This is a genomic window from Lysobacter sp. Soil_N_51 (assembly GCF_057655755.1).
In genome coordinates this window covers 42,694-58,070 of sequence record NZ_JBDGLR010000003.1, presented here as the reverse complement: position 1 = coordinate 58,070, position 15,377 = coordinate 42,694, and the positions used below count along the sequence as shown (strand labels likewise).

Below are 15,377 nucleotides of genomic sequence, written 5' to 3'. Positions count from 1 at the left end.
CATGCGCCGCGTCACGTCATCGACGCGGGTGCCTCATAGTCCAGCCGCGTCGCGCCGTTGTTCGCCAATGCAGCGCCGAGCCGCTCGTGCACCGACGATTCGGCGTCGACCAACACCAGGATGCGACCGGCGGCGATCTCATCGTCGAACTTCTGCCGGACAGGATCGGGCAAGGCCGCGCCCATCAGCGCCGACGCCCAGGTGCCGACCAGCGCCCCGACCGCGCCGACCACCGCCGCGCCCGCCAGGGTGATGCCGACCGGGGTGATGACGGTCGCGGCCAGGCCGGCCAGCAACCCGGTCGCGCCGCCGACGCCGGCGCCGCGGATCGCCGCCGGCATGAAATCCGTATCGGCTTCCTTGTGCCGATTGGGAATGCTCTGCAGCTCGATATCCGAACGCGCCACCAGCGAAATGTCGTCGTCGCCGATGCCCTGGGCGCCCAATGCCTCGACGGCGCGCGTGGCCTGGGCGATATCGTCGGTTCGGTAAACGCGGCGCTGTTTCATATGAATCACCTGCCGTTGGATGACTCAAACCTGCACGGCCGTTCGTTAGCCGCCCGCGAAGATCGCGAGCCGTCGCGCATTCATCCGCTTCAACATTAACCGTACAGCTGCGATCGCATGTCGAGCACATCGCCGTCTATCTCATCGTCTGTTTCGCCGCTGATTTCACGTCGATGAAAGATGCGCTGGCTTAGGTTCGGTCTTGATCGCATCAACAGGAGGCGTCATGGCCAAGAAGACTCGGAATGGAGAACGCTCGATTCCGTCGCCGGACAGCCCATCGGTTCCAACGGGTTCCGACTCCGGCGCGGACGCGACCGCCCGCCGTCAAAAGGCCATCCAGCGCCGGGTCGACGCGCTCGATCGAGGCAAGCCCGACAAGCACGGGAAAACCGCGAAAAAAACGGCGGTCCAGGCCGGCGATCGCGCGCAACCGGAAAACCCGCTGCCGAAACAACATCAGATCAAACCCGGGCACGAGCACATGCTCAATCCGGCGCCGAAGTTCATGGCGCCCAGTTACCGCGGCAGCGGAAAACTGCAGGGCAAGGTCGCGCTGATCACCGGCGGCGATTCCGGCATAGGCCGCGCGGTGGCGGTGCTGTTCGCGCGCGAAGGCGCCGACGTCGCGATCGCCTACCTCAACGAGCATCAGGACGCGCAGGACACCCGCATGTTCATCGACCAGGAAGGCCAGCGCAGTCTGGCGATCAGCGGCGACGTGCGCGACCGGGCGTTCTGCGACGACGCGGTCGCGCAAACCGTCGCCGCGTTCGGCCGGCTCGACATCCTGGTCAACAACGCCGCGTTCCAGGCGCATTGCGACACGCTCGAAGACCTCGGCGACGAACATCTGCAGGAAACCCTGCAGACCAACATCGCCGGTTATTTTCATATGGCGCGCGCGGCCCTGCCGCACCTGGGCAACGGCTCGGCGATCATCAACACCGGCTCGGAGACCGGCCTGTTCGGCCACAAGACCTTGCTGGACTATTCGGCGACCAAGGGCGCGATCCACGCCTTCACCCTGTCGCTCGCCAGCCAGTTGCTGCCGCGCGGCATCCGCGTGAACGCGGTGGCGCCCGGCCCGGTCTGGACTGCGCTCAATCCCGCCGACAAATCGGCCGAGGAGGTGGCGAAATTCGGCGCCGACAGCGACATGGGCCGGCCCGCGCAGCCGGAGGAGATTTCTCCCGCCTACGTGTTTCTCGCTTCGCCGGTGACCGCGTCCTATATCAACGGCGTGGTGCTGCCGGTGATGGGCGGACCCCGCGGATGACCGAACGCGCGTCATCGTTGCCAGCGCGCGCGTACCGCGCTGAATCGTTCACGACGCCGCGTGGAGCTTCACGCCGATCGAATCCTTAAGCTTCTACGTTTTCGCATCGGCGTCATAAGGCGCTCTGAGGAGAACTTCAATGGCCAAGAACGCACAAGATTCCGCGCAAGTCGAAGAACTGTTGTATCAGGCATTGGAAACCGAACTCGGCGGCATACAGATATACGAAACCGCGATCCGTTGCGCGGTCAACGACGATCTGCGCAAGGAGTGGACCGAGTATCTGGACGAAACCCGCACCCATCGCAAGGTGCTGTTGAACGTGTTCGAGGAACTCGGCCTCGATCCCGATGTCTCGACACCCGGACGCAAAGTGGTCGGCCACATCGGCAAATCACTGGTCAAGGCGATGGAGATGGCCTTGGCGGCGGGCGACCCGGCCGCGGCCGAACTGGTCGCCGGCGAATGCGTGGTGCTGGCCGAGACCAAGGATCATCTGAATTGGGAACTCATCGGCCACGTCGCCAAGCACGGCAAGGGCCCGCACGTGAAAGTCCTTCAGGCCGCATTCGAAGCGGTCGAACAGGACGAGGACCATCACCTGTATCACACCCAGGGTTGGACCCGCGAGCTGTGGATCCAGTCGCTGGGCTTCCCCGCGGTGCTGCCGCCGCCGGAAGAGATCAAACAGGTCGAAACCGCGATCGGCGCATCGCGCGCCGAGCAGGCGCGCGATCAGATGTTGAAGAAGAACTGATCCGCAACCGACCAGCGACAGGCTGCGTGGTCCAACCGACGCCGTGACAGCGCGCACGCTCAAGCTGGCCGGCTTCAACATCAACGGATGTGTGCACGCGCCTTCCGCATCTTCTGCAATGGTTGCAACGCGAATCCGCGGACATCGTGTGTCTGCAAGAACTGAAGACCGACGACGCCGCGTTTGCGCTACAAGCGGTGAACGATGCGGGGTATGGCGCGCTGTGGCGCGGACAGCGGGCGTGGAATGGCGTCGCCATTCTCGCCCGCGACGCGGACCCGATCGAAAGCCGCAGGGCGCTTCCAGGCAATCGCAAAGACGATCGAGGCCATTACCTGGAAGCGGCCGTGCATGGCCTGATCGTTGCATGTCTTTATCTGCCCAACGGCAACCCGCGTCCGGGACCGAGATCCGCCTGCAAACTGCGTTGGTTCGATCGCTTGATCGCGCACGCGAACGAACTGCTGCACAGCGGCCATCCCGTGGTGCTGATCGCATTCGGCCTGCTGTTCGCGGCTTCGTTCGTGCTGCACCTGTGCGGAAGCTGGCGCGCGCATAACGCCGAGCAGGCGATGAAGGGCGAGCCTCAAGTCTCACTGGTGTCGTTCCTGGGCGATGCGCGGTTCTGGTTCGAATCGTTTCAAAACTGGCAGAGCGAATTTCTGGCGCTGGCGGCATTGGTGATCCTCACGATCTGGTTGCGTCAGAAAGAATCGCCGCAATCCAAGCCGGTCGAGGCGCCGCATTCGCAAACGGGTGTGTGATCCGGCGTTGATGTCTTAATGATTCAGCCGCATTACGCGCAGCGCGTTGTGAATACGAGGCGTCGGCGAGCGATGTTAAAAGCGCTTTCGCAACACGACGACATGACGCATATGCGTCGCGGTGAATTCTGGACTTCTATCCGCGGACGTTTCCGCCGAAGCCAAGGAGCGACAGAATGAGCAACAGCAACGACAAGCGAGACCTCAACCGCGATCCGATCACCGGAACGCCCGGCGCGCATCCGGTAGGCGTCGGCGTGGGCGGCGTGAGCGGCGCGGTGGCGGGCGCATTCGTCGGCGCGTTCGGCGGCCCGATCGGCATGCTGGTCGGCAGCGGCATCGGCGCGATCGCCGGCGCGGCCGCCGGCAAGGGCGTGGCCGAGCGCATCGATCCCACCGGCGAAGCGCAGTACTGGCAGGAAGAACATGTGCGTCGCCCCTACTACAACCCCGAATTCAACTACGCCACCGACTACGCGCCGGCGTATTCGTACGGCGCCGAAGCCAGATCGCGCCTGGGCGACCGGCCTTGGGACGAGCAGACCGCGGCCGAACTCGAACGCGATTGGGCCGGCGCGCGCGGCCAATCGAAGCTGGACTGGGAGGCCGCCTGGCCGGCCGTGCAGGATTCGTGGACCCGCGCCGATCGCACCTATCGCACCTACGACGCGAGCGATCGCTATCACCAGTCGCAGTTCGAGCAGACTTCGTATCGCGATCGAGACGCGGAGTTTTCCGATTATCGTCCGGCCTATCGCTACGGCACGCATGCGCGCCAGCAGTACCGCGATCGCGACTGGGACGACAAGCTCGAGGCCGAACTGGGACAGCGCTGGGACACGGTGAAGGGCGAATCCAGACTCGGCTGGGAGAAGGCCAAGGCCGCGACCAAGGACGCCTGGCACAGCGTCGAGCGCGCGCTGCCTGGCGACGCCGACAAAGACGGGCGATAAAAGACCGCCGATAATCCAATAGACCGTCACGCAAGCGGCGCGGATGCGCCGCTTGCGTCTGTTCGAAGCCAGCGACCGATCACCGCGCAAGGGAATTACACGATGCAAGCCGACCATCCACCGGCCACTCCGACCGACTACGCCGCTCGCGGCGCCTTCAATACACCGACCGTCGACGTCGCCAGCCCGATTCCGCCGCTCGATGTCGCCGATCGCGGCAAGCCGGCGGGGATGCTCGATCAGGCCGTCGCGATCGCGCGCCGACACCCAGCGCAGACCTTCCTTATCGCGGTCGTCGCGGGCTGGGCGATCGGCGCCTGGACGCGCCGACGGAATGGTCCTTCCGATCGATAGCAACCTGTGTCAGTGCGTCGCGGATGCGAAGGCAGCGCGTGTCCATTCACCAAGCAGCGACGTGGGCGTATCCAGGTTCACCTGGCACGGGGGACCGATCACCCATCGTTTTCAATATCGCGTCCACCGCGATCGACGCGCACATGCGCGCCAAGACGCCATGCACCAACCGGACCTCAGCGCACGATCAGCACCGGCACCGCATCGGCGCCCAGCACCTTGCTGGTCACCGAGCCCAGGAACAGGCTCTTGATCGGCGATCGGCCATGCGACCCCATGACGATCAGATCGCAACGATTGGATTGGGCCAGCTTGAGGATCGTGGCGGCCGGATCGCCCACGGACGGATGCTCGCGCACCTCGACCTTGGCGCGATTGAACGCCGCCCGGACCTTGCGCATCGCGGCGTCGCTGTTCTCGGCGTGATAACGGGCCGTGCCTTCCAGGCCGAGGTTGAGGGCGACGCTGCGCATGAGCGGCTCGTCGACGTACGCCAGATGCAGCTCGGGCGTCTGCTTCAGGTTGCCCGCGAGCTTTATCGCATAACGGGCCGCGCGCAGTGCGACGTCGCTGCCGTCGATCGCAATCAGGATACGCATCGATACTCTCCGGTCGACGCGAGCGCGTCTGTGAGTCGACAGCTTCGTTCAAGCAGGCCAGCGCCGATTTGATCCAGATCAATCCAGCGCGGTGCCCGCGCGGTGTTCAGAAGCTGCGCGCCCACAGAACGGCCAGTCCGAGCATCGCGGGCCAAAGCGCCAGCGGGTGCAGAAGCACGCGCAGCCACGGTCGCAGCGGCCGGTAACCGACGCCGTGGACGAATCCGGCGCAGATCGACAACAACAGCGGACTGAGCAGGCCGTGCGCGGCGGCGGTCATCTCGCCACCGCGCATCGCCGGCAGGAACAGCAGCCCGAGCGCCAGGCCGCAGGCCAGCAGCAAGGACACGACTCGCGCCATCAGTCGTCCTCCAGCACTTCGCGACGATCGCGCTCCTCGTCGCTGCGCAATTCGAACCACATGGCGTTCAGCACGCCGAAGCTGCAGGCCAGGGCCAAGCCCAATATCCAGGCGAAATACCACATCAGTAGCCTCCTCCGAGTTCGTCCTGCGACTCCACATGGGCGCGCGTCACGGTGCCGCGCATGACCCGGAACGCCCAACTGGTATAGGCCAGGATCAGCGGCAGAAAGATCGCCGCGGCGACCAGCATGATGCCCAGCGTGCGCTGGCTCGAAGACGCGTCCCACACCGTCAGGCCGTGACCCGGATGGGTCGAGGACGGCATCAGGAACGGAAACATCGCCAGACCGGCGGTCAGAATGATGCCCGTCACCGCTGCGCCGCTGGCCAGAAAGGCCAGCCAGCGCGCGCGGCACAGCACCACCGCGATCAGCAACAGCACGGTCAGCACCGGCACCGCGATCATCCACGGATTGAGCGCGTAGTTGGCGAACCATCCGCCGTCGATCAGCACCACATGCTTGAGCAGCGGGTCGGACGGCGCGTCCGCGTGCAGGCTGCCGACGATCGCCGGGGCCGGAAGGGAGCGAAGCCAGATCCCCGCCGCCACGAATCCGCTCGCGGCGATGGCCGCCGCGATACGGGCGATGCGCCGTGCGCGCAGGCCCACCGGATCCTCGACGCGCATGGCGGCGAAGCATGCGCCGTGCATCACCAGCATCGCCAGGCTGACCACGCCGGCGAGCAAGGCGAACGGCCGGAACAGGCCGATGAAACTGCCGTCGTAGATCGGCAGCAACTCATCGCTGAAGTGGAACGGCACGCCGAGCAGCAGATTGCCGAACGCCACGCCGAACACCAGCGACGGCACCACGCCCGCGATCGTCAGCGCCCAGTCCCAGGCGCCGCGCCAGCGCGCATGCGGCAAGCGGTTGCGGAAGGCGAAGCCGACCGGCCGCAGTATCAACGCCACCAGCAACAGCAACATGGCGAAGTAGAACGAGGAAAACGATGCCGCGTACAGCAGCGGCCAGGCGGCGAACACGGCGCCGCCGCCGAGAATGAACCACACCTGGTTACCTTCCCAGTTAGGCTCGATCGATTCCAGCGCCATGCGCCGTTCGACATCGTCTCGGCCGATCAATCGCAGGATCGCGCCCAGGCCCAGGTCGTAGCCGTCGGTCACGGCGAAACCGATCAGCAACACCCCGAGCAGCACCCACCAGATCATGCGCAGCAGCGAATAGTCGATCATCGGTCGGTCCTCGCGGATTGGGTCGGGGCGACGGCGTGGCCGCCATGCGACGCCGGCCAGAACTTGAGTCGATCCGGCCCGGAGCGGATCGCGCGCAGCATCAGCATCACGTCGACCACCGCCAGTCCGGTGTAAAGCACGACGAAACCCACCAGGCTCGCGATCACTTGCGTGGAACTGGTCGAGGACACGCCGAGAAAGGTCGGCAGCACGCCGTCGATCGCCCACGGCTGGCGGCCGTACTCGGCGACGATCCAGCCCAGTTCGGCCGCGACCCACGGCAACGGCAGACTCCACAGGGCGACACGCAGGAACAGCGGACGGTCCAATCGTCCGCGCGTGGCCAGATAGAACGCCCAGCCGAACAGCAGGATGAAGAACACGCCCAGCCCCACCATGATCCGGAACGACCAGAACAGCACCGGCACATTCGGCACCGTGCTCCAGGCCGCGCGATCGATGACCGCTTCGTCGGCGAGCGCGGGATCGGTGACATAGCGCAGGGTCAGCAAGCCGAAACCGAGATCCTCGCGCAAGGCCAGGAATGCGGCGGCCTTGTCCGGATCGTCGCGGTCGGCGCGCAATTCGCGCAGCGCCGCGTACGCGCCGATGCCGCGGCGGATGCGCTCGCGATTGACCTCGACCAGGTCGTGAATGCCGGGCACTTCCTTGTCCAGCGAGCGCGTGGCGATCAGGCCCAGCGCCCAGGGAATATGCACCGCGTGCGTGGTTTCGCGCCGTTGCATGTCGGGCCATCCGACCAGGGTGAACGAGGCCGGCGCCGGGTGGGTGCGCCATTCGGCCTCGATCGCGGCGACCTTCATCTTCTGGTTTTCCGAAGCGGTATAGCCGCTCTCGTCGCCCAGTACCGCGACCGACAAGGCCGATGCCAGACCGAAGCTCGCGGCCACCACGATGGAGCGGCGCGCGATCTCGATATTGCGTCCACGCAGCAGATACCAGGCGCTGATCGACAGCACGAACATCGCGCCGGTGACATAGCCTGCGCTGACGGTATGCACGAATTTCGCCTGCGCGACCGGATTGAACACCACCGCGGCGAAGTCGGTGACCTCCATGCGCATGGTCTGGAAGTTGAACTCCGCGCCGACCGGGTTCTGCATCCAACCGTTGGCGATCAGGATCCACAGCGCGGACAGGTTGGCGCCCAGCGCGGTGAGCCAGGTCACGATCAGGTGCTGCAGCTTGCTCAAGCGGTCCCAGCCGAAGAAGAACAGGCCGACGAAGGTGCTTTCCAGGAAGAACGCCATCATCCCTTCGATCGCCAACGGCGCGCCGAAGATATCGCCGACGTAATGCGAGTAATACGCCCAGTTGGTTCCGAACTGGAACTCCATGGTGATGCCGGTGGCCACGCCCATGGCGAAGTTGATGCCGAACAGCACGCCCCAGAACCGGGTCATCTGTTTCCAGATCACCCGGTTCGTCATCACGTACACGCTTTCCATGATCGCCATGATCAGGGCCAGGCCGATGGTCAACGGCACGAACAGGAAGTGGTACAGCGCGGTCAGCGCGAATTGCAGTCGGGACAGATCGACGACATGGAGATCCGGCATGAGGTTTACCTTGTGGGAATCAAATGCCGGTCCACCGCCGCATCGTCGATGCGCGGCCGGTGCGACGGCGAGAAGAACATCAGGTACAAAAAGGTCAACAAGACCAGCTTGGCGGCGATCGCCACGACGACGCGACGCTTGAGCCGGCCGCCGTTGCGCGCGGCCTTGTCGCGCTTGCGCGCGCCGCGGGCCGGCACGGCGGGCGTCGTCACCGGATGCGTACCCGGTTGTCGACATCCTTGACCCCGGCGATCAGCCACGCGGCGTCCTCGACCGCGTTTCGCGCCTGCCAGTCGTCGACCTTGCCCTTCAGGGTCACGCGCCCGCCCTCGTCCACGTCGACGCGGATATTCGAGGCCTGCACGTCGGCGCGGCGGTGCATCGCGTCCTTGATCGAACGCTTGACGTCCTGCTTGCAGGAAATCGCCCGGATCGCGATCTGGTTGTCGATGTCGATCACACCAGCCAGGCAACGCAGATCGCTCTCGATCCCGCTACGCTGGAATTGCCAGTCGACCGTGCCGGTCAGGGTCAGGCAGCCCTGGTCGACGGTGACCTTGACCGCTCCTTTCGGCAGCGAGGTGTCCCAGGCCAGCACGTCGGTGGCGCGTTTGACCAACACCTCGTCGGACACATGCGCATCGGGCGGGCAGCGCACCTCGACATCGAGCACCACGCCGCGCACGCCCTTCACCCGCTCCACCGCCTGCGCCACCGCGATCTTGTCGGCGAGGCTGTGGACGTGTCCGGTGAGCTTGACGATGCGCTCGTCCACGCCGACGCCGATGCCCGAAGCATCGACCCGCGGGTCGAACGCCAATTCCTCCAACACGTACTTGCGCAGACGTTCGCTGTTCATGTCCGGCTCCGGTGAAAAATCCGGTCTCATTACGCCAGCGGCCACGGCCGAATCACTTGATCCAGATCAATCGAACCGCACGACCAAACGGGCGCATACCCGCGACTGAGGTCGCTTGCCCGGGCTTGACCCAGATCAATACGCCGCGCCACCGCTGAATGGACAGTGCCATGTCGGCCGATTCCGGCCCGTGGAGCACGCGCATGTACAAGAATCTGATGATTCCCATGACCGGTAGCGAAGGCGACGTCGAGGCCTTGCAAGCGGCGATCGCGTTGACGAGGCTGCATGCCGCGCATCTGTCGGCGCTGGAGATGGTCGACCTGCCGATGCCGCTCGCTCATCCCTGGGGTTTGATTGCCGATACGGTCACCGCCGACGTCCACGACAGCCTTCGCGAGCGCGGCCGGGTGAACCTGGACAAACTCAGGCAACAACTCGCCGGCGAGACCATCTCGTCTGACGCGCGCGTGGTGGAGGCCCTGTACGCCGAATCGCCGAGAATGGCGGCGCGCGAGGCCTTCGATGCCGACCTCGTCGTCGTGGCCGGATCAGTCGGCGATACGGTCGAATCGATCGTGCCGCACGACTACTTCGTCGCCCTGCTGCTCGAATCGGGACGTCCGGTGCTGGTGATTCCGCCGCGCACCGTGGTCACCATGCCGATGAAGCGCATCACGATCGCCTGGCAGCCCACGCGTGAAACCACCCGCGCCGTGCACGATGCATTGCCCCTGTTGAAGGGTGCGGAGCGCGTGGACGTGCTCACCATCCACGACGACGGCGCGGCCGACACCGATGAGTCCGGACGGCGCATGGTGAAGTATCTCGCGCGGCATGGCGTCGAGGCCTATCTCGTCAGCCGGCCGACGCTCGGCCAGACCGTGGCCACCGCAATCCTGCAATACACCCGGGAAATGCATGCGCATCTGCTGGTCGCGGGCGGTTACGGCCACTCGCGTCTGCGCGAGTGGGCGCTGGGCGGGGTCACCCGCGAACTGCTGATCGCCACCGACCTTCCCATGTTGTTCGGACACTGACATGGATGTTTTCGCGCCCTTGCCGACACACCGATATCCACACACCGATATCCGCCGAGGCCCGCCATGACGAGCGCTGACGAGCAGGACGAATCCGTTCGCGTCGAACAAGATCTTCGACGCCAACTGCGCTGGATTGAAGATGACGTCATGATCGCGTTGCGCGGCCCCGATCCGGACGCCAATCCGAATGCCGATCATGCCGATGGGACATTGAAGCGTTTGACCGACGCGTTCGCGCCGGCGACCGCCCGGTCCGGGATCAAGAGCGCGATCCTGCGCGTTCGCCGCTGGTCGACGGCCTTGCTTGGTCGCGTCGGCGCCAAGGGCTAGCCGCTACCCACCGGCTGCGCCGCGATCAGGCCTCGAGCGGCGACGTCTGGGGTTGGGTATCGATCCACGGCTGGACCGCGCAACGGATCGCCCGTCGCACGGCCTGCATATCCGCCGACGCCGCTTCGATCGAATCGCTCGGACCCCGCTTCGGCAGGTCGAACGAATCGCTGGCGCCATTGGCAAGACGCGCGAGTTCGGACAAGCCATCGAGCCGCGTCAAGCATTCGTGCCGATGGTTACGCGCGACCGCGTCGGCCAGTTCGGCCGGCAACGCGCGCTGTCTCCAAAGGTCCGCCAGGCCCTGACCGCCTTGAGCGCGCCGGTCGCCGCGTTCCTCGACCATCTTCAGCGAACCGTGCAGACATCCCAGCGCCAGGCTGCGGGCGATGGCCTGGGCCGCGCGCGGCGCCTGCGTGCGATCGCAAGCCAGCCCCAGCGCGTCCAGGGCATCGCCCAGGCCGATGATTCCGATTCCGAAACGCATCGGCCGATCGTCGTCGGGTCCGAAGGCCAGCGCGGCATCGTCGAGCATCCGCACGGCCACCGCCGCGGCGGCGCCGAACCGTTGATGATCGAAGCGGGCGCGTCGCGTATGCGCATCGACGACGAACGCTCCGGCGTTGACCGCGGCGATCGGTTCGCGCAACGGGGGAACCGGCCTGTCGGTTCCGGCGAAACGAAGCAGCCTCGGATCGGGCAGCAACTGCCATTGGCCGAATGCGAACGCGTAGCGGCTGCGCCAGTACGCGCACTCTTCGCCCTCGGCATCCGCCACAGCGGTGGCGACGCGCTGCCATGTCGCATCGATCGTGCGGTCGCACAGCCGATTGCCGCTGCGCCAGCGGAATTGGCTGTCCCAAAGATCGACCGCATGCGGGTCGGTGAATCGCGTCGGGGAGGTCAAAGCCTGTTCCAGCGGCCAGCGCCGCACTGCGTTCTGTCCACTGTGACCGCCGCCGTCGATCGAGCCTTGATCCGGATCAAGCTTCGATGGCTGCGCGCGCCGGGTGCGCCGGCCGCCGGTTCAATCCGGTTGTTACAAACTGTTACCGCTGGTTACCGCGCTGGAATCATTCCGGCGGCATCGGCCTCTAGGCTGATCCCAACCCCGCCATCGGACCACCGCCATGTTGCTCGAAACCGCCTCCCGCCCAGAGCCGTCGTTCGAATCCTATTCCGGTGCCTCCTCGGCGGGACGCGCGCAGGAGACCCACAGTCTCGAGCAACTGTTGCAGCACTGGCCGCTGCAACGCCGGCGCGTCCACGCCAAGCAGCATGTGTTCCGCGCCGGTCAGCCTCGCCACGCCCTGTATCTGGTGCATGCCGGGTTCTTCAAGACCGCCCTGATCAGTGAAGACGGCCGCGAGAAGATCACCGGCTTTCGCATGCGCGGCGATCTGCTCGGACTGGACTCGCTGGACATGCCGACCTACACCTGCGATGCGATCGCGCTGGACACCGGCGAGTTGTGGGAACTGCCGTACGCGCAGTTACGCGACGAGATGCCGCAGTTCCAGGAACGCATCACCTGCTTGCTCGCGGGCGAGATCCGTCGCGACTGGGGCTGGATGCTGGCGCTGGGCACGCTCGGCGCCGATCAGCGCGTGATTACGTTTCTGTTCGATCTGGCATCGCGGCTCGAGTGCCTGGGCTTCAGCCCGAGCCATCTGCAACTGCGGATGACCCGCGCCGAACTCGGAAACTTTCTGTCGCTGACACTGGAGACGGTGACCCGGGTGCTGTCGCGCCTGCAGGCACGGGGCCTGATCGCGGTGGCCGGCCGCGAGATCCGCATCCAGAACCGCGCCGGACTGCAAACCGTGCTGCGCGAAAGCACCACCTGTCACTAAGGCGCGGGCGGCATCTGTTTGCGCGGATCGAGCGCCAGGCCGATCGCCGCCATGAGCTGTTCGCGCCGATACGGCTTGCGCAGCAATTCGAAACGCTCGGCCGGCGGGTCTTTTTCGCCGACGCCGCGGGTTTCGTAACCCGAGGTCAGCAACACCGGCAGGCCCGGTCGGAGCGCGCGCGCCGCCAAGGCCAGGTCCTTGCCGTTCATGCCTTCGCCGAGCATCACGTCGCTGAAAAGGATGCGGATCGACGCGTTCTCCGCCAGTGTGTCCAGCGCCGCCTCGGCCGAATCGACCGCTAGCACCTGATACCCGAACGAGCGCAAGAACGCGACGGCGATATTGCGCACGGCCTCGTCGTCCTCGACGACCAGTACCGTCTCGCCCTTGCCTTCGATACCTACCCCGCTGACCGGCGCCGCCGCGGTCGCGGTCGCCTGAGCGGCCGGTACGAACAAATTCACCCGCGTCCCGTAGCCAAGCGCGCTTTCGATCCGCAGATGCCCGCCGCTCTGCTTGGCGAAGCCGTAGACCATGCTCAGGCCCAGGCCGCTGCCGCGTCCGGCTTCCTTGGTGGTGAAGAACGGCTCCATCGCTCGGGCCAAAGTGTCCGGCCCCATGCCGCGGCCGGTATCGGTCACGCTGATCCTGACGTAGCGGCCGACGGCGAGTTCACCCGGCATGGTCTGCTCGCCATTGTGGTGCGAGCGCGCTTCGATGGTGATCTCCCCGCCGCGCGGCATCGCATCGCGTGCGTTCAGGGCCAGGTTCACCAGCGCCGCGTCCAATTGGGTGGGATCGACATAGGCTGCGGGCAGATCGTCATCGCAATGGACCTGCAGCCGGATGCTTTCGCCGAGGGTGCGCTTGAGCATCAGTTCCAGATCGCGCAGCAATGCGGCGGTATCGACGGCGTGCGGTATGAGTCGCTGCCGGCGCGCGAACGCCAGCAACTTGCTGGTGAGTTCCGCGCCGCGTCCCACCGAGCGCAACGCGCTGGCGATGATGTCGCTGGCGTCGGACTTGTCCTCGCACTCCATCTCCAGCAACTGCAGGCTGCCGGAGATCACGGTCAACAGATTATTGAAATCATGGGCGATGCCACCGGTCAGCTGGCCCACTGCGTCCAGGCGCTGGGAATGCGCCAACTGTTCCTCGGTGCGCCGTCGCTGCACGAAGGCCGCGATCAGATTGGCCACCGATTGCAGCAGGTGCAGCGCGTCGTGATCGAAGTGACGCGATTTTTCCGACATCACCAGCAAGGCGCCCATCGCCCAGCCGCGGTCCGACAACGGCAGCAGCACGCCACTGCCGGCGTGCGACGTGCTGATCGGAAAACCGCTCGCCGCACCGGCGGCCCCGTGCAGGTCATCGGCCACCAGGGTTTCGCCCTTGGCGATCAAGGCCAACAAGGCGGGCGAATCGAATCGGGCGAGCGATCCGGCGCCGGCGCCCGGGCCATTCAACCCGATCGAGGCCCGGGTCTCGACCGTTTGCCGATCGGTGGACACGAACACGACGGCGACGACTTGCGTATCCAATGCCGCGGCCAACAGTGCGGGCACATGATCGACCACACCGGACTCGTCCTGTGCCTCCAGTGCGAGCTGGCCGATTCTCGCGGCCAAGGCGTCGTAGCGCGCGCGCACCAGCGCCTGGCGCGCGCGTTGCGATTCGGAGATGTCGCGAACAGATGCCAGATAGCGTGGCCCCTGATCGCTGTCGATCGGACTCAACGCGATCTCGACCGGAAATTTCGTTCCGTCCAGTCGCTGCCCGATCAGGCTCTGGCCGCTCACCCCCATCGGGCGCACATGCGGCCGCGCCACATAGCCCGCGCGATGGGCGTGATGCCGCTCGCGTGCGTCCTCGGGAATGAGCTGTTCGACCGCGATGTGGTTCAAACCGCCTTGCGGATAACCGAACAGCCGTTCCGCCTGACGATTGGCCTGAACGATGCGGCCGTTGCCGTCGACGACGACGAGCGCATCGGGAACGGCTTCGAACAGGCCGTGCAGCAGCGCGTCTTCGGTCATGCCTTGCGCACCTCGGCGGCCAGCAGGTAGCCGGCGCCACGTACCGACTTGATCAACCGCGGCTCGCTGGGACTGTGTTCGATTTTTCGCCTGAGCCGGCCTATGCCGACGTCGATGGTTCGATCGAACGGACCGGCGTCGCGGCCATGCACGCTGGTCATCAGCTGATCGCGGCTGAGCACTTGACGCGGACGTTCCAGCAGCGCCTTGAGCAATTCGAATTCGCCGGTGGTCAATGGCACTTCGCTGCCCGACGCGTCGGTCAGGCGGCGCGCGGGAATGTCCAGGCTGAATCCTTCGAAGATCAGGCGCTCGCCCGCGATCGGCGCCTCCACCTTGGGCAGCGCGCGGCGCAATACCGACCGGGTTCGCGCCAACAACTCGCGCAGGTCGAAGGGCTTGGTCACGTAATCGTCGGCGCCCAGTTCCAGGCCGACGACGCGTTCGACCGCTTCGCCGCGCCCGCTGACCACGATCACCGGCCCTCGCCAGTTCATCTGCAGATGGCGCAGCAAGGACAGGCCGTCCTCGTCCGGCAGCCCCAGATCCAACAGCACCAGTTCGATCGTCTCCGCGACGATCAGCGCCCGCGCCTGGGCCGCATTGGCCGCACCGGTCACCCGATAGCCGTTGGCGCCGAAGTAACGCGACAACAGCGCGACGATATCGGGATCGTCGTCGATTATCAGCAGACCGGGCAGATGTCCGGCCGGCGATGCCTTGTCCTTCGCTTGCAGTGACATGGCGATCATCTGACTCCCAGGCTAGGTGGAAAGCATGGTCCGATCCCCCAGGCATCGCAACCACCGCCGGCCGGACTTGATCCAGATCAAGGCGCCGTT

At 65.7% G+C, this 15,377-nt stretch carries 19 protein-coding genes; 8 read left to right on the top strand and 11 right to left on the bottom strand.

All coding sequences use genetic code 11. The features are described 5' to 3' along the window. Positions 1 to 11: 11 nt before the first annotated feature. Positions 12 to 509, bottom strand: a complete 498-nt coding sequence (locus AC3A4T_RS05710; protein WP_487674516.1) for a hypothetical protein — start codon at positions 507 to 509, stop codon at positions 12 to 14. 226 nt (positions 510 to 735) lie between these two features. On the opposite strand from AC3A4T_RS05710, the gene AC3A4T_RS05705 reads away from it, so the two are divergent. The 5 genes from AC3A4T_RS05705 (at position 736) to AC3A4T_RS05685 (ending at position 4,616) form a co-directional block, all read left to right on the top strand. Continuing rightward, positions 736 to 1,788 carry an SDR family oxidoreductase gene (locus tag AC3A4T_RS05705; RefSeq protein ID WP_487674515.1) on the top strand — a complete coding sequence of 351 codons (1,053 nt, stop codon included), beginning with the start codon at positions 736 to 738 and terminating at the stop codon, positions 1,786 to 1,788. 139 nt (positions 1,789 to 1,927) lie between these two features. Further along, positions 1,928 to 2,545 (top strand): ferritin-like domain-containing protein, encoded by a 618-nt coding sequence (locus tag AC3A4T_RS05700; RefSeq protein WP_487674514.1) that lies wholly within the window; start codon positions 1,928 to 1,930, stop codon positions 2,543 to 2,545. Between the two features lie 122 nt (positions 2,546 to 2,667). Then, a complete protein-coding gene (locus tag AC3A4T_RS05695; RefSeq protein ID WP_487674513.1) occupies positions 2,668 to 3,309 on the top strand; it encodes a DUF6766 family protein in 642 nt (213 codons plus the stop codon). 176 nt (positions 3,310 to 3,485) lie between these two features. Continuing rightward, positions 3,486 to 4,262: a hypothetical protein gene (locus AC3A4T_RS05690; protein ID WP_487674512.1), complete on the top strand. Its 777-nt coding sequence runs from the start codon at positions 3,486 to 3,488 to the stop codon at positions 4,260 to 4,262. A gap of 102 nt (positions 4,263 to 4,364) precedes the next feature. Beyond that, positions 4,365 to 4,616 carry a hypothetical protein gene (locus AC3A4T_RS05685; protein WP_487674511.1) on the top strand — a complete coding sequence of 84 codons (252 nt, stop codon included), beginning with the start codon at positions 4,365 to 4,367 and terminating at the stop codon, positions 4,614 to 4,616. 176 nt (positions 4,617 to 4,792) lie between these two features. On the opposite strand, the gene AC3A4T_RS05680 is transcribed toward AC3A4T_RS05685, so the two are convergent. The 7 genes from AC3A4T_RS05680 to AC3A4T_RS05650 all read right to left on the bottom strand — a co-directional run bounded on the left by AC3A4T_RS05680 (position 4,793) and on the right by AC3A4T_RS05650 (position 9,273). Continuing rightward, on the bottom strand, positions 4,793 to 5,215 hold the full coding sequence (locus tag AC3A4T_RS05680; RefSeq protein ID WP_487674510.1) for a universal stress protein: 423 nt from the start codon (positions 5,213 to 5,215) through the stop codon (positions 4,793 to 4,795). A 106-nt stretch (positions 5,216 to 5,321) separates the two neighbouring features. Then, the gene (locus tag AC3A4T_RS05675) at positions 5,322 to 5,576 is read right to left on the bottom strand and encodes a cyd operon YbgE family protein (protein ID WP_487674509.1); all 255 of its coding nucleotides are present in this window, start codon (positions 5,574 to 5,576) and stop codon (positions 5,322 to 5,324) included. Beyond that, complete coding sequence (gene cydX, locus AC3A4T_RS05670; RefSeq protein ID WP_082559664.1) at positions 5,576 to 5,701, bottom strand: cytochrome bd-I oxidase subunit CydX; 126 nt, start codon at positions 5,699 to 5,701, stop codon at positions 5,576 to 5,578. Before cydX ends, AC3A4T_RS05675 begins: the two co-directional genes overlap by 1 nt. After that, positions 5,701 to 6,834, bottom strand: coding sequence for a cytochrome d ubiquinol oxidase subunit II (gene cydB, locus AC3A4T_RS05665; protein ID WP_487674508.1), 1,134 nt, complete (start codon positions 6,832 to 6,834; stop codon positions 5,701 to 5,703). The genes cydX and cydB overlap by 1 nt, the downstream gene beginning before the upstream one ends. Then, the gene (locus AC3A4T_RS05660) at positions 6,831 to 8,414 is read right to left on the bottom strand and encodes a cytochrome ubiquinol oxidase subunit I (RefSeq protein ID WP_487674507.1); all 1,584 of its coding nucleotides are present in this window, start codon (positions 8,412 to 8,414) and stop codon (positions 6,831 to 6,833) included. Before AC3A4T_RS05660 ends, cydB begins: the two co-directional genes overlap by 4 nt. A gap of 5 nt (positions 8,415 to 8,419) precedes the next feature. Beyond that, positions 8,420 to 8,626, bottom strand: coding sequence for a cytochrome oxidase putative small subunit CydP (gene cydP / locus AC3A4T_RS05655; RefSeq protein WP_487674506.1), 207 nt, complete (start codon positions 8,624 to 8,626; stop codon positions 8,420 to 8,422). Beyond that, on the bottom strand, positions 8,623 to 9,273 hold the full coding sequence (locus AC3A4T_RS05650) for a BON domain-containing protein (protein ID WP_487674505.1): 651 nt from the start codon (positions 9,271 to 9,273) through the stop codon (positions 8,623 to 8,625). Before AC3A4T_RS05650 ends, cydP begins: the two co-directional genes overlap by 4 nt. Before the next feature lie 170 nt (positions 9,274 to 9,443). On the opposite strand from AC3A4T_RS05650, the gene AC3A4T_RS05645 reads away from it, so the two are divergent. Beyond that, complete coding sequence (locus tag AC3A4T_RS05645) at positions 9,444 to 10,313, top strand: universal stress protein (RefSeq protein ID WP_487674504.1); 870 nt, start codon at positions 9,444 to 9,446, stop codon at positions 10,311 to 10,313. Positions 10,314 to 10,379: 66 nt separating this feature from the next. Then, complete coding sequence (locus AC3A4T_RS05640; RefSeq protein WP_487674503.1) at positions 10,380 to 10,646, top strand: hypothetical protein; 267 nt, start codon at positions 10,380 to 10,382, stop codon at positions 10,644 to 10,646. Positions 10,647 to 10,671: 25 nt separating this feature from the next. On the opposite strand, the gene AC3A4T_RS05635 is transcribed toward AC3A4T_RS05640, so the two are convergent. Next, complete coding sequence (locus AC3A4T_RS05635) at positions 10,672 to 11,553, bottom strand: hypothetical protein (protein ID WP_487674502.1); 882 nt, start codon at positions 11,551 to 11,553, stop codon at positions 10,672 to 10,674. A 223-nt stretch (positions 11,554 to 11,776) separates the two neighbouring features. Between AC3A4T_RS05635 and AC3A4T_RS05630 the strand changes: the two genes are divergently transcribed. Continuing rightward, positions 11,777 to 12,499: a helix-turn-helix domain-containing protein gene (locus AC3A4T_RS05630; protein ID WP_487674501.1), complete on the top strand. Its 723-nt coding sequence runs from the start codon at positions 11,777 to 11,779 to the stop codon at positions 12,497 to 12,499. Here the strand turns inward: AC3A4T_RS05630 and AC3A4T_RS05625 are convergent. Together AC3A4T_RS05625 and AC3A4T_RS05620 are read right to left on the bottom strand one after the other, a co-directional pair. After that, entirely contained in the window at positions 12,496 to 14,535 is a 2,040-nt protein-coding gene (locus tag AC3A4T_RS05625; RefSeq protein WP_487674500.1) for a PAS domain S-box protein, read from the bottom strand. The genes AC3A4T_RS05630 and AC3A4T_RS05625 overlap by 4 nt on opposite strands. After that, a complete protein-coding gene (locus tag AC3A4T_RS05620; RefSeq protein WP_487674499.1) occupies positions 14,532 to 15,278 on the bottom strand; it encodes a response regulator in 747 nt (248 codons plus the stop codon). Before AC3A4T_RS05620 ends, AC3A4T_RS05625 begins: the two co-directional genes overlap by 4 nt. Between the last annotated feature and the right edge of the window lie 99 nt (positions 15,279 to 15,377).